This window comes from Nitratidesulfovibrio termitidis HI1 (assembly GCF_000504305.1).
GTDB classification, from domain to species: Bacteria; Desulfobacterota; Desulfovibrionia; order Desulfovibrionales; family Desulfovibrionaceae; genus Cupidesulfovibrio; species Cupidesulfovibrio termitidis.
In genome coordinates, this window is sequence record NZ_KI632512.1 from 2,630,465 (window position 1) to 2,645,221 (window position 14,757).

Annotated in this window: 10 protein-coding genes; 9 read left to right on the top strand and 1 reads right to left on the bottom strand. The window is 67.2% G+C overall.

All coding sequences use genetic code 11. The features are described from left to right. Nucleotides 1–176 precede the first annotated feature (176 nt). From ilvD to DESTE_RS10700, 9 genes are all read left to right on the top strand, one after another. The gene (gene ilvD, locus DESTE_RS10660) at nt 177–1,844 is read left to right on the top strand and encodes a dihydroxy-acid dehydratase (protein WP_035067527.1); all 1,668 of its coding nucleotides are present in this window, start codon (nt 177–179) and stop codon (nt 1,842–1,844) included. Nucleotides 1,845–2,400: 556 nt separating this feature from the next. Next, nucleotides 2,401–4,731 (top strand): 5-methyltetrahydropteroyltriglutamate--homocysteine S-methyltransferase, encoded by a 2,331-nt coding sequence (gene metE / locus DESTE_RS10665; protein ID WP_035067529.1) that lies wholly within the window; start codon nt 2,401–2,403, stop codon nt 4,729–4,731. Between the two features lie 327 nt (nt 4,732–5,058). Continuing rightward, nucleotides 5,059–5,865, top strand: coding sequence for a class I SAM-dependent methyltransferase (locus DESTE_RS10670; protein ID WP_035067531.1), 807 nt, complete (start codon nt 5,059–5,061; stop codon nt 5,863–5,865). Between the two features lie 261 nt (nt 5,866–6,126). After that, a complete protein-coding gene (gene hisS / locus DESTE_RS10675; RefSeq protein ID WP_084559431.1) occupies nt 6,127–7,422 on the top strand; it encodes a histidine--tRNA ligase in 1,296 nt (431 codons plus the stop codon). Between the two features lie 219 nt (nt 7,423–7,641). Beyond that, nucleotides 7,642–9,501, top strand: coding sequence for an aspartate--tRNA ligase (aspS, locus tag DESTE_RS10680; RefSeq protein ID WP_035067534.1), 1,860 nt, complete (start codon nt 7,642–7,644; stop codon nt 9,499–9,501). Nucleotides 9,502–9,729: 228 nt separating this feature from the next. Further along, nucleotides 9,730–10,284 carry a peptide deformylase gene (def, locus tag DESTE_RS10685; RefSeq protein ID WP_035067535.1) on the top strand — a complete coding sequence of 185 codons (555 nt, stop codon included), beginning with the start codon at nt 9,730–9,732 and terminating at the stop codon, nt 10,282–10,284. A 31-nt stretch (nt 10,285–10,315) separates the two neighbouring features. Beyond that, nucleotides 10,316–11,389, top strand: a complete 1,074-nt coding sequence (gene fmt / locus DESTE_RS10690; RefSeq protein ID WP_281172071.1) for a methionyl-tRNA formyltransferase — start codon at nt 10,316–10,318, stop codon at nt 11,387–11,389. 219 nt (nt 11,390–11,608) lie between these two features. Beyond that, entirely contained in the window at nt 11,609–12,628 is a 1,020-nt protein-coding gene (locus tag DESTE_RS10695) for a DUF116 domain-containing protein (RefSeq protein WP_035067537.1), read from the top strand. Then, nucleotides 12,625–14,178 carry a transcription antitermination factor NusB gene (locus DESTE_RS10700; protein WP_035067539.1) on the top strand — a complete coding sequence of 518 codons (1,554 nt, stop codon included), beginning with the start codon at nt 12,625–12,627 and terminating at the stop codon, nt 14,176–14,178. The genes DESTE_RS10695 and DESTE_RS10700 overlap by 4 nt, the downstream gene beginning before the upstream one ends. A gap of 105 nt (nt 14,179–14,283) precedes the next feature. Here the strand turns inward: DESTE_RS10700 and DESTE_RS10705 are convergent, their stop codons facing one another. Continuing rightward, a complete protein-coding gene (locus DESTE_RS10705; RefSeq protein WP_035067541.1) occupies nt 14,284–14,688 on the bottom strand; it encodes a DnaJ family domain-containing protein in 405 nt (134 codons plus the stop codon). Between the last annotated feature and the right edge of the window lie 69 nt (nt 14,689–14,757).

Sequence of the window (14,757 nt, forward strand, 5' to 3'; positions counted from 1 at the left end):
ACCAAATAAAAGTTTTGCGGGGTGGAGAGGGGGTGCGGGGGAGAGGAGGGGAGCTTTTCGCTATGCGATCGCCATCCGTAAGGTTCGCGCCAAGCGCTCACCTAACGGCTGCCGTAAAAGCTCCCCTCCTCTCCCCCGCAAAAACAGCACTCTCGGCAAACAAGAGGACGCAGACAATGCGCAGCAAGAAGATGACCCATGGATTGGAGAAGGCCCCGCACCGTTCGCTGCTGCATGCCCTGGGGCTGACGCGCGAGGAAATCAAGCGCCCGCTGGTGGGCGTGGTGAACTCTGCCAACGAGGTGGTGCCCGGCCACGTGCATTTGCACACCATTGCCGAGGCGGTGAAGGCCGGGGTACGCGCGGCGGGCGGCACGCCCATGGAATTTCCGGCCATTGCGGTCTGTGATGGTTTGGCCATGAACCACGAGGGCATGCATTTTTCGCTGCCGTCGCGCGAGATCATTGCCGATTCCATCGAGATCATGGCCACGGCGCACCCCTTCGACGCGCTGGTGTTCATCCCCAACTGTGACAAGTCGGTGCCCGGCATGCTGATGGCCATGCTGCGGCTGGACATTCCGTCCATCATGGTCAGCGGCGGCCCCATGCTGGCGGGCGGCACCCTGGCGGGCCGCACCGACCTGATCAGCGTGTTCGAGGCCGTGGGCCGCGTGCAGCGCGGCGACATGACCATGGCCGAACTGGACGAGATGACCGAAACGGCCTGCCCCGGCTGCGGTTCGTGCGCGGGCATGTTCACGGCCAACACCATGAACTGCATGGCCGAGACCATGGGCCTTGCCCTGCCCGGCAACGGCACCATCCCGGCGGTGACGGCGGCGCGCGTGCGTCTTGCCAAGCACGCGGGCATGAAGGTGATGGAACTGCTGGAAAAGAACATCACCCCGCGCTCCATCGTCACCCCGCGCGCGGTGGCCAATGCCGTGGCCGTGGACATGGCCCTGGGCGGCTCCACCAACACGGTGCTGCACCTGCCCGCCGTGTTCGGCGAGGCCGGGCTGGACCTGACGCTGGACATCTTCGACGAGGTCAGCCGCAAGACCCCCAACCTGTGCAAGCTTTCCCCGGCCGGGCACCACCACATCCAGGACCTGCACGCCGCAGGCGGCATCCCGGCGGTGATGGCGGAACTGACCAGGAAGGGGCTGGTGGATACCTCGGTCATGACCGTCACTGGCAAGACCCTGGCCGAAAACCTGGCCGAGCTGAACGCGCGCGTGCTCAATCAGGATGTAATACATTCCGTAGACGCTCCGTATTCGGCACAGGGCGGCATCGCCATCCTGAAGGGTTCGCTGGCCCCGCAGGGCGCGGTGGTCAAGCAGTCTGCCGTGGCGCCGGAAATGATGGTGCGCGAAGCCGTGGCCCGAGTGTTCGATTCCGAGGGCGAAGCCCACGCCGCCATCATGGGCGGCAAGATCAGCAAAGGCGACGCCATCATTATCCGCTACGAAGGCCCGCGCGGCGGCCCCGGCATGCGCGAGATGCTGTCGCCCACCGCCGCCATTGCTGGCATGGGCCTGGGGGCGGACGTGGCGCTGATCACCGATGGCCGCTTCAGCGGCGGCACGCGTGGCGCGGCCATCGGGCACGTTTCGCCGGAGGCTGCCGACGGCGGCAACATCGGGCTGGTCAAGGAAGGCGACCGCATCCTCATCGACATTCCGGCCCGCAGGCTGGACCTGCTGGTGGACGAGGCGGAACTGGCAGCCCGGCGCGAAACCTTTGTGCCGCTGGAAAAGCCGGTCACTTCGCCCCTGCTGCGCCGCTATGCCCGCCAGGTGACCAGCGCGGCCACCGGGGCCATGTTCCGCAAGTAGCCCGCAGAAACGCCCGCACTCCGCTGCATTCATTGACGGCCCGTCGCACCATCCGGTGCGGCGGGCCGTTTTGCATGGCGGCAGTGTGTGGGCTGCAAAATTCCTGTTCTCGCGCTTGACACTCCATCACTATATCAGTATTTGCTGATTTAGTGATGTTATCATCCCCGAGCAACGCAGACCGCTGCATGCTCGAACGTGGAAGGGAAACGGAAACCGGTGCGAATCCGGTACAGGCGCGCTGCCGTGTTCGGGCATGCCGCCCGCGTCCACCGCTACCGCCATCCGGCGATCCCCTGCCCGCACGGGCAACGGGGCTGTCGGAGCGGCTCGGCGGGAAGGGCGCGGGCCACGGCTTTGGACCACGCGATGCCCCTCGCAAGGGCGTTCGCGTGGGTACGAAGCCTTTCACCCACCGCCCGTCAGTCGGAAGACGTCCCCTCCGCACCGCCCAAGGCCGCGCGAACCGGACCCCGGCATGCGCCCGCCCGCTGCATTGCGGCGCGGCGCGCTCGCGAATCGCACTCACCTGTCTTCACGCATTCCGGAGGTGGCAATGCGTACCCACACCCTTGGTTTTCCGCGCATCGGCGGCAACCGTGAACTGAAAAAGGCCGTCGAGGACTACTGGAAAGGCGCCGTCACGCGGCAGCAACTGGAGGACGCCGCGCGCGCCATCCGCCTGCGCAACTGGACCCTCCAGCGCAAGGCGGGCATCGACGTGGTGCCCGTGGGCGACTTCGCCCTGTACGACCACATCCTGGACGCTGCCCTGCTGCTTGGCGTGGTGCCCCCGCGCTTCCGCAACGGCGACGCCCCCCGCGACATCGACCTGATGTTCCGCATGGCGCGCGGCCAGGGCGGCGACCACCCCGTGGCCCCGCTGGAAATGACCAAGTGGTTCGACACCAACTACCATTACCTGGTCCCGGAACTGGACGCGGCTACCACCTTCGCGCCAGAGGCCGCCCCCCTGCTGGCCCAGATCGACGAGGCGCTGGCGGCTGGCTTCACCCCCAAGGCGGTGCTGCCCGGCCCCATGACCTTTCTGTGGTTGTCCAAACGCGTGGACGGCGGCACCCGCTGGTCGCTGCTGCCCGCCCTGCTCGACGCCTACGGCGCGCTGCTGCGCGATGTGGCCGCCCGCTGCCCGTTGATCCAGCTGGATGAACCCATCCTGTCGCTGGATCTGGCCGACGACATCCGCTCGCGCTTCGTGCCCGCCTATGCCCGACTGCGCGTGGCCGTGCCGGACGCCACCCTGCTGCTGGCCAGTTACTTCGCTCCGGTGGGCGACAACCTGGCAACGGCACTGTCCCTCCCTGTGGACGTGCTGCACCTGGACCTGGTGCGCGGGCCGGAAGATCTGGCCCCGGCACTGGACATCCTGACCCGCGCGCCCCAGAAACAGACGGGCGACCCGGCGTTGCCGCAATCCGGCATTGCGCTTTCCCTGGGGGTCATCAATGGCCGCAATGTCTGGCGCGTGGACGCGGACAAGGCCGCCGCGCCGGTGCGTGACGCCGTGGCCGCCCTTGGTCCGGACCGGGTGTGGGTGGCCCCGTCCTGTTCGCTGCTGCACAGCCCCGTGGACCTTGATGCCGAAACCGGGCTGGACCCGGAAGTGGCGCAGTGGCTGGCCTTTGCCAGACAGAAGTGCGCCGAGGTGCGTCTGGTGGCCGACATGTGCGACCTGAATGGCCGCGCCGACGCGCCGGAAACCGCCGCCGCCCTTGCCCGCAACCGGGCCGCGCTGGCCGCGCGCGCCGCAAGCCCGGTCATCCACGACCCCGCCGTTGCGGTCCGCGTTGGCACCGTCACCCCGGAAATGGGCTGGCGCGCCACGCCCTACACCGCCCGCATCACCTCCCAGCGCGCCGCGTTGCGCCTGCCCGTGCTGCCCACCACCACCATCGGCTCGTTCCCCCAGACCGCCGACATCCGCGCCCAGCGCCGCAAGCTGCGCACCGGCCAGATCACCGAGGCCCAGTATGACGCCGCCATGCGCGAGGCCATCGCCACCGCCATCCGCGAGCAGGAGGCCCTTGGGCTGGACGTGCTGGTGCACGGCGAGCCGGAGCGCAATGACATGGTCGAATACTTCGGCGAGCAGTTGCGCGGGTTCTGCATCACCGCCAACGGCTGGGTGCAGAGTTACGGCACCCGCTGCGTCAAACCGCCCCTGCTCTACGGCGACGTCTCGCGTCCCGGCCCCATGACCGTACGCTGGATCACCCATGCCCAGTCGCTTACCGACAAGCCGGTCAAGGGCATGCTCACCGGCCCGGTCACCATCGCCTGCTGGAGTTTTGTCCGTGATGACGTGCCCCGGCCCGTTGTCTTCCGCCAACTCGCTCTCGCCATCCGCGACGAGGTGGCCGACCTCGAGTCCGCCGGCATCGGCGTCATCCAGATCGACGAACCCGCCCTGCGCGAGGGGCTGCCCCTGCGCCGCGCCGCCCACGCCGCCTACCTGGACGCCGCCGTGGGCGCGTTCCGCCTGGCCTCGTCCGGCGTGCAGGACGCCACCCAGATCCATACCCACATGTGCTACTGCGACTTCCACGACATCATCGACCACGTGGCCGCCCTGGACGCCGACGTCATCAGCCTGGAAGCCAGCCGCAGCCGCATGGAACTGCTGGATATCTTTGCCACCCACGCCTACCTCAACGAGGTCGGCCCCGGCGTGTACGACATCCACAGCCCGCGCGTGCCCTCCATCGACGAAATGGAAACCCTGCTCCGCGCCGCCACCCGCGTCCTGCCCCTGGACCGCCTGTGGGCCAACCCCGACTGCGGCCTGAAAACTCGCGACTGGCCCGAAACCCGCGCCAGCCTCGCCCACCTCGTGGCCGCCGCCGCACGGGTGCGTGACGGGGTGTAGCGAATAGAATAATTCAAGACCAACCGGGGGAAGGAACCTTTTGAAAAAGGTTCCTTCCCCCGGACCCCCTACCTCCCAAACTTTTTAATTGGGGCGGGATACGCATTGCGGATAAGTCTTGCGAAATCCCATGGAGTCCCCAATTGAAACGTTTTGTGGGAAGGGGTGGGGGTCCGGGGGCGGGGAAACCCACTTTTGGAAAAGTGGGTTTCCCCGCCCCCGGTTCTTTCTTCCTCTCCTCCTTCCTGTAGCTCCACACCCTTTTCGCGCGGGGGGTCTTGGCGTATGCTGCGCCCAAACCGGATGCCGGAGACAATGGGGAGGCGCATGAATCAGCGGTGGGACGCGGACACGGTGCGGGGCTACATGCAGTGGCTGGAGACGCCCAAGGGGGCGTTTGCGGTACGGCACGAGCAGCGGCTGCTGCACCACATGGTGTCTGGCTGGCCCCGGCGCGGGCACACCCTGCTGGAGGTGGGCTGCGGCCCGGGGGTGTTTCTGGAATCGTTCTGGGAGGCGGGGTTCGACGTCACGGGGCTGGACAGCAGCGAGGCCATGCTGGAGGCCGCGCGCGAGCGCATGAACTGCCGGGCGGACTTTCACCTGGGCGTGGCGGACCACCTGCCATTCGACGACGATGCGTTCGATTATGTGGCCCTGCTGACCAGCCTGGAGTTCATGCCCGACCCTGCGGCGGCGCTGGCCGAAGCGTTCCGGGTGGCCTCGCGCGGGGTGCTGGTGGGCTTTCTGAACCGGGTATCGCCCTACTACCCCACCCATGGCCTGCCGGTGCCGGGGCTGCGCGGCTCCTTGCTGCGGCAGGCGCACTGGTTCAGCATCCCTTCCATGTATGCGCTGGTGCGCGGCACGGGGGTGTCCTCCTCCATCACCATGCGCTCGGTGCTGCACGGACCGGCCTGCACCTGGCGCGAATCGCGCCTGTTCGAGATGCTGAACGGCTGGATCAGCCTTTGGCCGTTCGGCGCGTACGTGGCCATGCGCATGGACTTTGGCCCCCGCATGCCGGTCACCCCGCTGGTGCTGCGCACGGGCAAGGCCGCCGTGTCACGCATGGCGCCCGGTCGCCAGACAGCAACGGACGGGTTTTCCTGCCGCGACAAGCACGGGGAATAGCCGGGCGCGGTTACGGCCCCGCGCAGACTCATCCCTGGCTCTCCCGCCAGGATTTTCCCGTGTCATATCGCGTGGCCGGTACCGCCGCGCGGCACACTATCCGCGCCCGCCAGCGGCATCCTACCCCAGCCCCGCGCATGATATTCTACGATTTTGACAATACCCGCCCATTGGACTATCCATGGCTGTTTCCGCACCGGCGGGGTGCGGCGTGCCGTGCGCATGCCCCCTGCCGCGCAAGCCTGCATCCGGAAGCGAGCCATGAGCACCAACAATTCCGACAAGACCGCCGCCGACAAGACCACGCAAAAGGTTACGGGCGACAAGGTGGGCACCATCAAGGGGTTCGCCGACATGTTCAGCCCCGACAGCGACGTGTTCACCTTCATGGAGAACACCGCGCGCGAGGTGTTTGGCCGTTACGGCTACACCGAGCTGCGCACCCCGCTGCTGGAGCGCACCGAACTGTTCTGCCGCTCCATCGGCACCGAGACCGACGTGGTGCAGAAGGAAATGTACACCTTCCCCGACCGCAAGGGCCGTTCGCTGACCCTGCGCCCGGAAGCCACGGCGGGCGTCATGCGCGCCTTCATCGATGCGGGCCGCCACGCGCAGGAGCCGGTCTCCAAGCTGTTCACCACCGGCCCCATGTTCCGCTACGAGCGCCCGCAAAAGGGCCGCATGCGCCAGTTCCACCAGATCAACTGCGAATGCCTTGGCCCGCAGGAGCCGCAGGCCGACGCCGAGCTGGTGCTGATGCTCATGACCTTTCTGCGCGCGCTCGGGCTGACCGACCTTTCGTTGCAGGTGAACTCGCTGGGTTGCCGCGAATGCCGCCCGGTGTACCGGGCCGCGCTGCGCGACTTTCTGGAGTCCATCGACCGCGAAGCCCTGTGCGAGGACTGCCGCCGCCGCATCGACACCAACCCGCTGCGGGTGCTGGACTGCAAGGTGCCCACCTGCCGCGAGCTGACCGCCGACGCTCCGCGCATCATCGACCACAACTGCCCGGAATGCCGCACCCACTTCGACACGGTGCTGCGCGTGTTCGACGCCGCGCAACTGGACTACGTGCTCACCCCGCGCCTGGTGCGCGGGCTGGACTATTACAACCGCACCACCTTCGAGGTGGTTTCCGGCTCCATCGGCGCGCAATCGTCGGTGGCGGGCGGCGGGCGGTATGACGGCCTGGTGGCCCAACTGGGCGGCCCGGACGTGCCCGGCGTGGGCTTTGCCTGCGGCATGGAACGCCTGGCCCTGATGCTGCCCGCGCTGGAGAAGAAGCGGCCCGATTTCTACATTGCCGTACTGGACCCGGCTGCCGCGGACGCGGCCATGCTGCTGGCGCAGGAACTGCGCGCAGCGGGCAAGGCGGGCGAGGTGTCCTTTGCCGCACGCGGCATCAAGGGCCAGATGCGCCAGGCCGGTCGCACCGGTGCGCGCAAGGCCCTGCTGCTGGGCGGCGACGAGATGACCAACGGCACCGTGGTCATCAAGGACATGGACAGCGGCGAGCAGTGCAGCGTGCCGCAGGGTGATGCCGTGAACCACGTCTAGCGAGGGTGCCGACCGCATTTGTCGCTACCCTTTTGAAAAGTTTGGGGGGGAGGGGTCCGGTGAGGGAGACCCTTTCCGCGTTGCGGTCGCCATCCGTAAGGTTCGCGCAAGCGCTCACCTAACGGCTGCCGCAAAGGGTCCCCTCACCGGTACTCTTCCTACCCCGTTTCCGTCCCTTTCCGACTTGTCATCCTCGGGAAACATCCAAAGGAACCGTTCATGAGCGATCAGAAACTTGACGTCCAACAGGAACACCAGCAGTACATCGAACCCCTGGGCGACTGGGTGCGCAGCCACGATTGCTGCACGCTGACCGCCGCCGACACCGGGGCCGAAGTCTGCCTGATGGGCTGGGTGCAGTACCGCCGCGACCACGGCGGCCTCATTTTCGTGGACCTGCGCGACCGCCAGGGCCTTACCCAGATCGTGTTCAGCCCCGACGTCAATCCCGCCGCGCATGAGCGCGCGCACGTCATCCGCTCTGAATACGTGCTGGCCATTCGCGGCACCGTGCGTCCCCGGCCCGAGGGCATGACCAACCCCGGCATGAAGACCGGCGAGATCGAGGTGTACGTTTCCGAATGGAAGCTGCTGAACACCTCCAAGACGCCCGCCTTCGTCATCGAGGACCGCACCGAGGCCAGCGAAAACCTGCGCCTGCAGTACCGCTACCTCGACCTGCGCCGCCCGCGCATGGCCAACAACTTCATCGTGCGCCACAAGGCCGCGCAGGCCACCCGCCGCTACCTGGACGAGCTGGGCTTTCTGGAAATCGAAACGCCCTACCTCACCAAGTCCACGCCGGAAGGCGCACGCGACTTCCTGGTGCCCAGCCGCCTGAACCAGGGTCAGTTCTACGCCCTGCCGCAGTCGCCCCAGTTGTTCAAACAGCTGCTGATGATGTCCGGCATGGAGCGCTACTACCAGATCGTGCGCTGCTTCCGCGACGAGGATATGCGCGCCGACCGCCAGCTGGAGTTCACCCAGATCGATATCGAGATGAGCTTCGTGGACGAGGAACAGGTGATGGCCATGGCCGAAGGCCTGATGGCCCGCGTGTTCCGCGACGCGCTGGACCGCGAGGTCGCCACCCCCTTCCCGCGCATGAGCTATGACGACGCCATGGCCCGCTACGGCGTGGACAAGCCGGACACCCGCTTCGGGCTGGAGTTGCAGGACGTGACGCACATTGTGCGCGGTTCCAACTTCAAGCTGTTCGCCACGGCGGAACTGGTCAAGGCCATGCGCGTGCCCGGCGGCGAAACCATGACCCGCAAGGAAATCGACGAATTCACCGAGTTCGTGAAGATCTACGGCGCGCAGGGTCTGGCCTGGATCAAGATCCGCCCCGAGGAATGGCAGTCGCCCATCGCCAAGTTCCTGTCCGACCAGGAACGCGCCGGGCTGAAGGAAGCCCTTGGCCTTGAAACCGGCGACATCGTGTTCTTCCAGGCGGGCGCGCCGGGCATGGTCAACGCCGCGCTGGGCAACCTGCGCGTGCGCCTTGGCGAGCATCTGGGCCTCATCGACGAGAACGCCTTCAACTTCCTGTGGGTTACCGACTTCCCGCTGTTCGAATATGACGAGGAAGAAAAGCGCTACGTGGCCTGCCACCATCCGTTCACCTCGCCCAAGGACGGCCACATGGACGTCATGGTCGAGAACCCGGCGGCGGCCCGCGCCCGCGCCTACGACATGGTGCTGAACGGCTACGAACTTGGCGGCGGCTCCATCCGCAACCACACTGCGGAAAAGCAGCGCCGCATGTTCGCGGCTCTCGGCTTCTCGCCGGAAGACGCGGAAGCGCAGTTCGGCTTCCTGAACCAGGCGCTGGAAATGGGCGCACCGCCGCACGGCGGCATCGCCTTCGGCATGGACCGTCTGGCCATGCTGCTGACCGGCTCTTCGTCCATCCGCGACGTCATCGCCTTCCCCAAGACGCAGAAGGCCACTTGCCTGCTTACCCAGGCCCCGGACACCGTGTCCGCCCGCCAGCTGCGCGACCTGGGCCTGCGCCTGCGCGAGACGGGCAAGGAAGCCGCCAAGGACGCGACCCCCACGGACGCCGCGCAAGGCTAGCCCGCCATATCGGATTGATCACGGGGGAGGAAGGGAACACTCTTCCTCCCCCGCTGTTTCCCCGCTGGCTTCGTAGCCCCTGCCGCCCGTATCACCCACCAGCGCCCATTGCCTCGCTTAGCCCGGCATCGCCCGGTGGACGGGGCACGCGCCTTTGCCCTTTCCTTGCCCGCACGGCGTGCTTACCGTAGGGTGACCGCATCAAACGCCCCCATCACAGGACCGCCCATGATCCGAGAAGTGCTGCAATATCCCGATCCGCGCCTTGCCGTCGAATGCGAGGACCTCACCGAGATCACCGACGAAATCCGCCAACTCGCCGCCGACATGGCCGAAACCATGTACCGGCAGGACGGCATTGGTCTTGCCGCGCCCCAGGTGGGCGAGCACTGCCGCCTGATCGTGGTGGACGTGTCCGGCCCGGAAAAACGCGAGGCGCTGATGACCTTCGTGAATCCCCGGCTGGAGCTGACCGGCGACAAGGTCGACTCGGAAGAAGGCTGCCTGTCCGTGCCCGGCGGCTACCGCGCCACGGTCACCCGCAGCGACACCGTGCGCCTTACCGCGCGCGACCTGGACGGCAACGAGGTGTGCATGGACGCAGACGGCCTGCTGGCCGTGTGCCTGCAACACGAGGTGGACCACCTGAAGGGCACCCTGTTCATCGACCACATCAGCAGGCTGAAGCGCACCCTGTACGATTCGCGCGTCAAGAAGATGCAGAAGAACGCGCCCCGGCCCATGCCCACGGCGGCGGCCAGGTCGCGCACGGGAGCGCGCTAGCATGGCCGGGCAGGACGCAGTGCAGGACATCATGCAGGGCGGCAACGCCACCACCGAAGGCGAACACGTGGCGACGGCCCCTGCCGCCCCGCGTGAGCCCCTGCGCATCGTGTTCATGGGCACGCCGGGCTTTGCCGCCGTGACCCTGCGCCACCTGCTGGAATGGGACGGTTGCGAGGTGATCGCCGCGTACACCCAGCCGGACCGCCCCTGCGGGCGCGGCCAGCAGTGCCGCCCGCCCGAGGTCAAGATGCTGGCCATCGAGCACGGCGTGCCGGTGTACCAGCCCCTGAATTTCAAGACCGAGGAAGCCGTTGCGGAATTGCGTTCCCTGCGACCCGACGTGCTGGTGGTGGCTGCCTACGGGCTTATCCTGCCGCAATCTGTGCTGGACATCCCGCGCCTTGGCCCCATCAACGTGCATGCCTCGCTGCTGCCGCGCCTGCGCGGGGCCGCGCCCATCCAGCGCGCCGTGATGGCCGGGGACGCCGTGACCGGCGTGACCATCATGCGCATGGAGGCCAGCCTTGATACCGGTCCCATGCTGCTGCAAAAGGCCATGGGCATCGACATCAACGACACTGCGGGCGACCTGCACGACCAGCTGGCCGACCTTGGCGGCAGGCTGCTGACCGTGGCCCTGGGCAAGCTGGCCGACGGCACCGCCATTGCCATTCCGCAGGACCATGACCGGGCCACCTACGCCGCCAAGCTGACCAAGGCAGACGGCCTCATTGACTGGAACCACCCCGCCGCGCAGGTGCACGCGCACATTCGCGGGGTAACCCCGTGGCCCGGCGCGTACTGCACCATCCAGCGACAGAGCCAGGGGCTCCAGAGCGGTACGGTCCAGAAGGAACTGCGCGTGGCCCTTGGCCCCGGCCGCATCGGCCCGTTGCTTTCGGATGCCCCGGAATACGAGGGGGCTGCCGCAGGCACGATAGTCGGGCTGGTGGACGAGCAACTGGCCATCGCCTGCGCCGACCGGCTGTACCTTGTGGATTCCATCCGCCCGGCAGACCGTAAGCCCATGGATGCCCGCGCCTTTCTGTGCGGCTACCTGAACGCCTGCGAGTGCGACGGCGGCCTTGCCGTGTGCGTGTAGGCCGCTGACGCTGGCATAGCCCCCGTCCAAGGATACAACCTTGCCGGCGTGGCCGGACCTGACGCGCATTCGGCGGCATCTGGCGGCATCTGGCGGCATTCGGCATCTGTCCGGAAACTGCCTGACCACGCAACGGCCATGACCGGCCCCGGAGCATATCCGAACCGTCACCGGCCATCGCGTTTCCACCCCTTTCCGCATTCCGCAAGCACGAAAACCATGTCCATGCCCATCCGCAAGAACCCGGATTCCCTCCCGCGAGAGGACTACCACGGCGCCCGCAAGCGGCTGTTCATCGGGCTCATCAGCCTGACGTCCGGCGCCCTGTGCCTGGTGCTGCTGGTGGGGTGGGTCATCCCGTACATCGGGCTGGGCAACATCCATCCGCTGGTGCCGGACATCACCGGCGCCCTGCTGGTGGCCTGCATCGCGCTTATCGTGTGGGCCACGCTGGGCCTTGTGCTGCACATCTACACCGGGCGGCCCTGGTTCGGCTCGCAGCGGGTGCGCGGGGTGGCGGTAAAGCTGTTCCTGCCGCTCATGGAACTGCTGGGGCGGCTGTTCGGCATCTCGCGCGAAGAGGTGCGTCACTCGTTCATCAAGGTCAACAACGAGCTTGTGCGCGGCGAGACGGGCAGCTTTGCCCCGTCCGACGTGCTGATCCTGCTGCCGCACTGCCTGCAATCCAGCAACTGCGCGGTTCGCCTGACCTACGGCGTGGACCACTGCAAACGTTGCGGCCAGTGCCCCATAGAGCAACTGCTGGCCCTGCGCGACCGCTACGGGGTCAAGCTGGCCATCGCCACCGGCGGCACCATCGCCCGGCGCATCGTGGTCAAGGAGCGCCCCCGGCTGATCATTGCCGTGGCCTGCGAACGCGACCTTGCCAGCGGCATTCAGGACACCCACCCCATTCCCGTGTACGGCGTGCTTAACGAGCGGCCCAACGGTCCCTGCCTGGATACGCTGGTCAGCCTGACCAACGTGGAAAAGGCCCTGCGCCACTTCCTGAACGTGCTGCCGCCTGAAACTGCGAAGGCGGATATGGCCTGTGCGGGCGCATCCGCCCCCGGTGCCGTTGCGGAGGCCACCTTTGGGCCGGATAACGGACAGGACGGGGACAACCGGGAGGATGGTTGTGCCAGCGCCGCCAGCGTCGCCAACCGTCGCACTTCCGGCGACGCGCCTGCGGCATCCCCCACCGTCTCGGACCCCGCCGCCTCCTCGGACCCGCAATGAGCACCCGACGTTCCCAGCCTCACGCAAAGGGTTCGCCCCTGCCCCCTGCCCGTGCCGCAGCCCTGGCGGCGTTGGACAAGGTGCTCCGCAAGGGACAGGAAGTTCAGGCAGCGCTGGATGGCGTGCTTGCCGATGTTGCCCCACACAGTGGGGCAGGCACACGCGCGACAGCAAGTGACACGTCTGCCAAAAAGAGTGCACCATCTGCGCCAAAGGCCACTGCCGCCACTCTGGCTGACTCCGCAATGCGGCATGCCCGAATTTCGCGCCAGGACGCCGCCCTGGCCACGGAACTCGTCTACGGATACCTGCGGTCGGAAATCCGCATTTCGTGGCTCCTGCGCCGCTTCCTGACAGCCCCGGACAAGCTGCCGCCAGAGGCCTTGCTGACCCTGGGCGTGGCCGCGCACGAAATCGTGCACCTGGATCGCATCCCCGACTACGCGGCGGTGGACTGGGCCGTCACGCACATCCGCCAGCGTTTCGGCCTCGGCCTCGGCAAGCTGGCCAACGCGGTGCTGCGCAATGTGGCCCGGCTGGGTGACGACGCCCGCAACGCGGAACTATACCGCGAAGGCCAGTCGGACTCGCGGGATTTCCTGTCCGTGTGCCATGCCGCCCCGCGCTGGCTGGTGGACCTGTGGTGTGAGGCATACGGCATGGACCGAACCGCCGATCTGCTGGCATCCAGCGCTCAGGCTCCGGCCCCGGCGGTGCGCGTCAATGCCGCCCGACCCGGCTGGCAGGCATTGCGTGACCGGTTGATTGCCGATCACGGCGGCACCGCCTGCGGCCATGCCGGGGTGATGTTTCCCGTGGGCGGCTTTCCGGCGGAAGTGGCCGCGCTCGAACGCGAGGGATTGGTGTCGCGCCAGGGAGCCGCATCGCAGGAAGTGCTGGACGCGTTGCGCCCGGCAACCTGGGAAGGCCCGGTGTGGGATGCCTGCTGCGGACGCGGCGGCAAGGCGCTGGCCCTGCTTGAGCGCGGGGTGGACGTGCGTCTGTGCAGCGACCCCAATGCGGGACGCCTGCGCGGTCTGCGCGCGGACGCCGGGCGGCTGGGGCTTGCGGAACCCGCCATTGCCCGGGCATCTGCAACGCAGCCGCCATGCACGGAGGTCGCCTCCAGCGCAGCAGCCGGTCCGGAAGGGTCGGCCATGCCAATCCTGTCAGCCACGCCAGACACCAAAGACGCAACGGCCAGACCGGGCACCTTCCGCACCATCCTCATCGATGCGCCGTGTTCCGGCCTGGGCACCCTTTCCCGCCGCCCGGACATCAAGCTGCGCCGCACGCCAGCCGACCTTGATGCGCTTGCCGCGCTGCAAGGCAGGATAGTGGATGCCGCGCTGTCCGTGCTGCCGTCGGGCGGTCGGCTGGTGTACATCACCTGCACCCTGAACCCGGCGGAAAACGAGGCCCAGGTGGAACGCCTGCTGTCCGTCGCCGGGTCCGGAGGCATCCCTCTTTCTGTCGAGGTGCAATACACCACGCCCGCCGATACCCCGGCCCGGGAATTCTTTTTCGGCGTGGTGCTGCGCAAGGGGTAACCGCGCGCGTCCCTCCTGCCTGCGCAAAGGGCGCCCGGAGATGTCTGCTCCGGGCGCCCTTTGCGTGTGCCGGCATGCGGAGGGCGACCATCCGCCGCCCTCCGGTTACACTTCGTCAGTGTCATTACCGGCAGATTGCCCCGCTACGCGCATCCGATTGACCATGTTTCGGTAATACGCTTCGTACTCCTCGAAGTTCAGCGGTCGATTCCGGCTGGCTCCCACCTTGCGCAGCAGCAGGTTCAGCTTCTGCATCTGGCGGTACTTCTCGCGCTCGTCCGAACAATTTTCCAGCAGGTCCATCACCGTCTGAATCTCGCGGGCCGTATCCAACTGCGGAGGCAGGTAGCCCGCGTTGCGGAGCACCTTGCAGGCCATGCGCAAGTCTTCGGGCACCATGGAGTCGTCGTCCAGGTCCAGCGGGCGTCCTGCACCCGGCAGGTTGTCGAACGCGCCCTCTTCCTGCGCCTCGGCTATGCGCCGCTCGGCAATGAGCGTTATGGCGTCCATTGTACCTCCGGCATACTGATGAAGACAGGCTCGGGCGCGCTGCGCGCGCCATGGAAAAAACACAAACAC

What these genes read in the sequence shown, in the direction of transcription:
- ilvD (WP_035067527.1), top strand. Translation starts at nt 177, where the DNA reads ATGCGCAGCAAGAAGATGACCCATGGATTGGAGAAGGCCCCGCACCGT.
- metE (WP_035067529.1), top strand. Translation starts at nt 2,401, where the DNA reads ATGCGTACCCACACCCTTGGTTTTCCGCGCATCGGCGGCAACCGTGAA.
- DESTE_RS10670 (WP_035067531.1), top strand. Translation starts at nt 5,059, where the DNA reads ATGAATCAGCGGTGGGACGCGGACACGGTGCGGGGCTACATGCAGTGG.
- hisS (WP_084559431.1), top strand. Translation starts at nt 6,127, where the DNA reads ATGAGCACCAACAATTCCGACAAGACCGCCGCCGACAAGACCACGCAA.
- aspS (WP_035067534.1), top strand. Translation starts at nt 7,642, where the DNA reads ATGAGCGATCAGAAACTTGACGTCCAACAGGAACACCAGCAGTACATC.
- def (WP_035067535.1), top strand. Translation starts at nt 9,730, where the DNA reads ATGATCCGAGAAGTGCTGCAATATCCCGATCCGCGCCTTGCCGTCGAA.
- fmt (WP_281172071.1), top strand. Translation starts at nt 10,316, where the DNA reads ATGCAGGGCGGCAACGCCACCACCGAAGGCGAACACGTGGCGACGGCC.
- DESTE_RS10695 (WP_035067537.1), top strand. Translation starts at nt 11,609, where the DNA reads ATGTCCATGCCCATCCGCAAGAACCCGGATTCCCTCCCGCGAGAGGAC.
- DESTE_RS10700 (WP_035067539.1), top strand. Translation starts at nt 12,625, where the DNA reads ATGAGCACCCGACGTTCCCAGCCTCACGCAAAGGGTTCGCCCCTGCCC.
- DESTE_RS10705 (WP_035067541.1), bottom strand. Translation starts at nt 14,688, where the DNA reads ATGGACGCCATAACGCTCATTGCCGAGCGGCGCATAGCCGAGGCGCAG.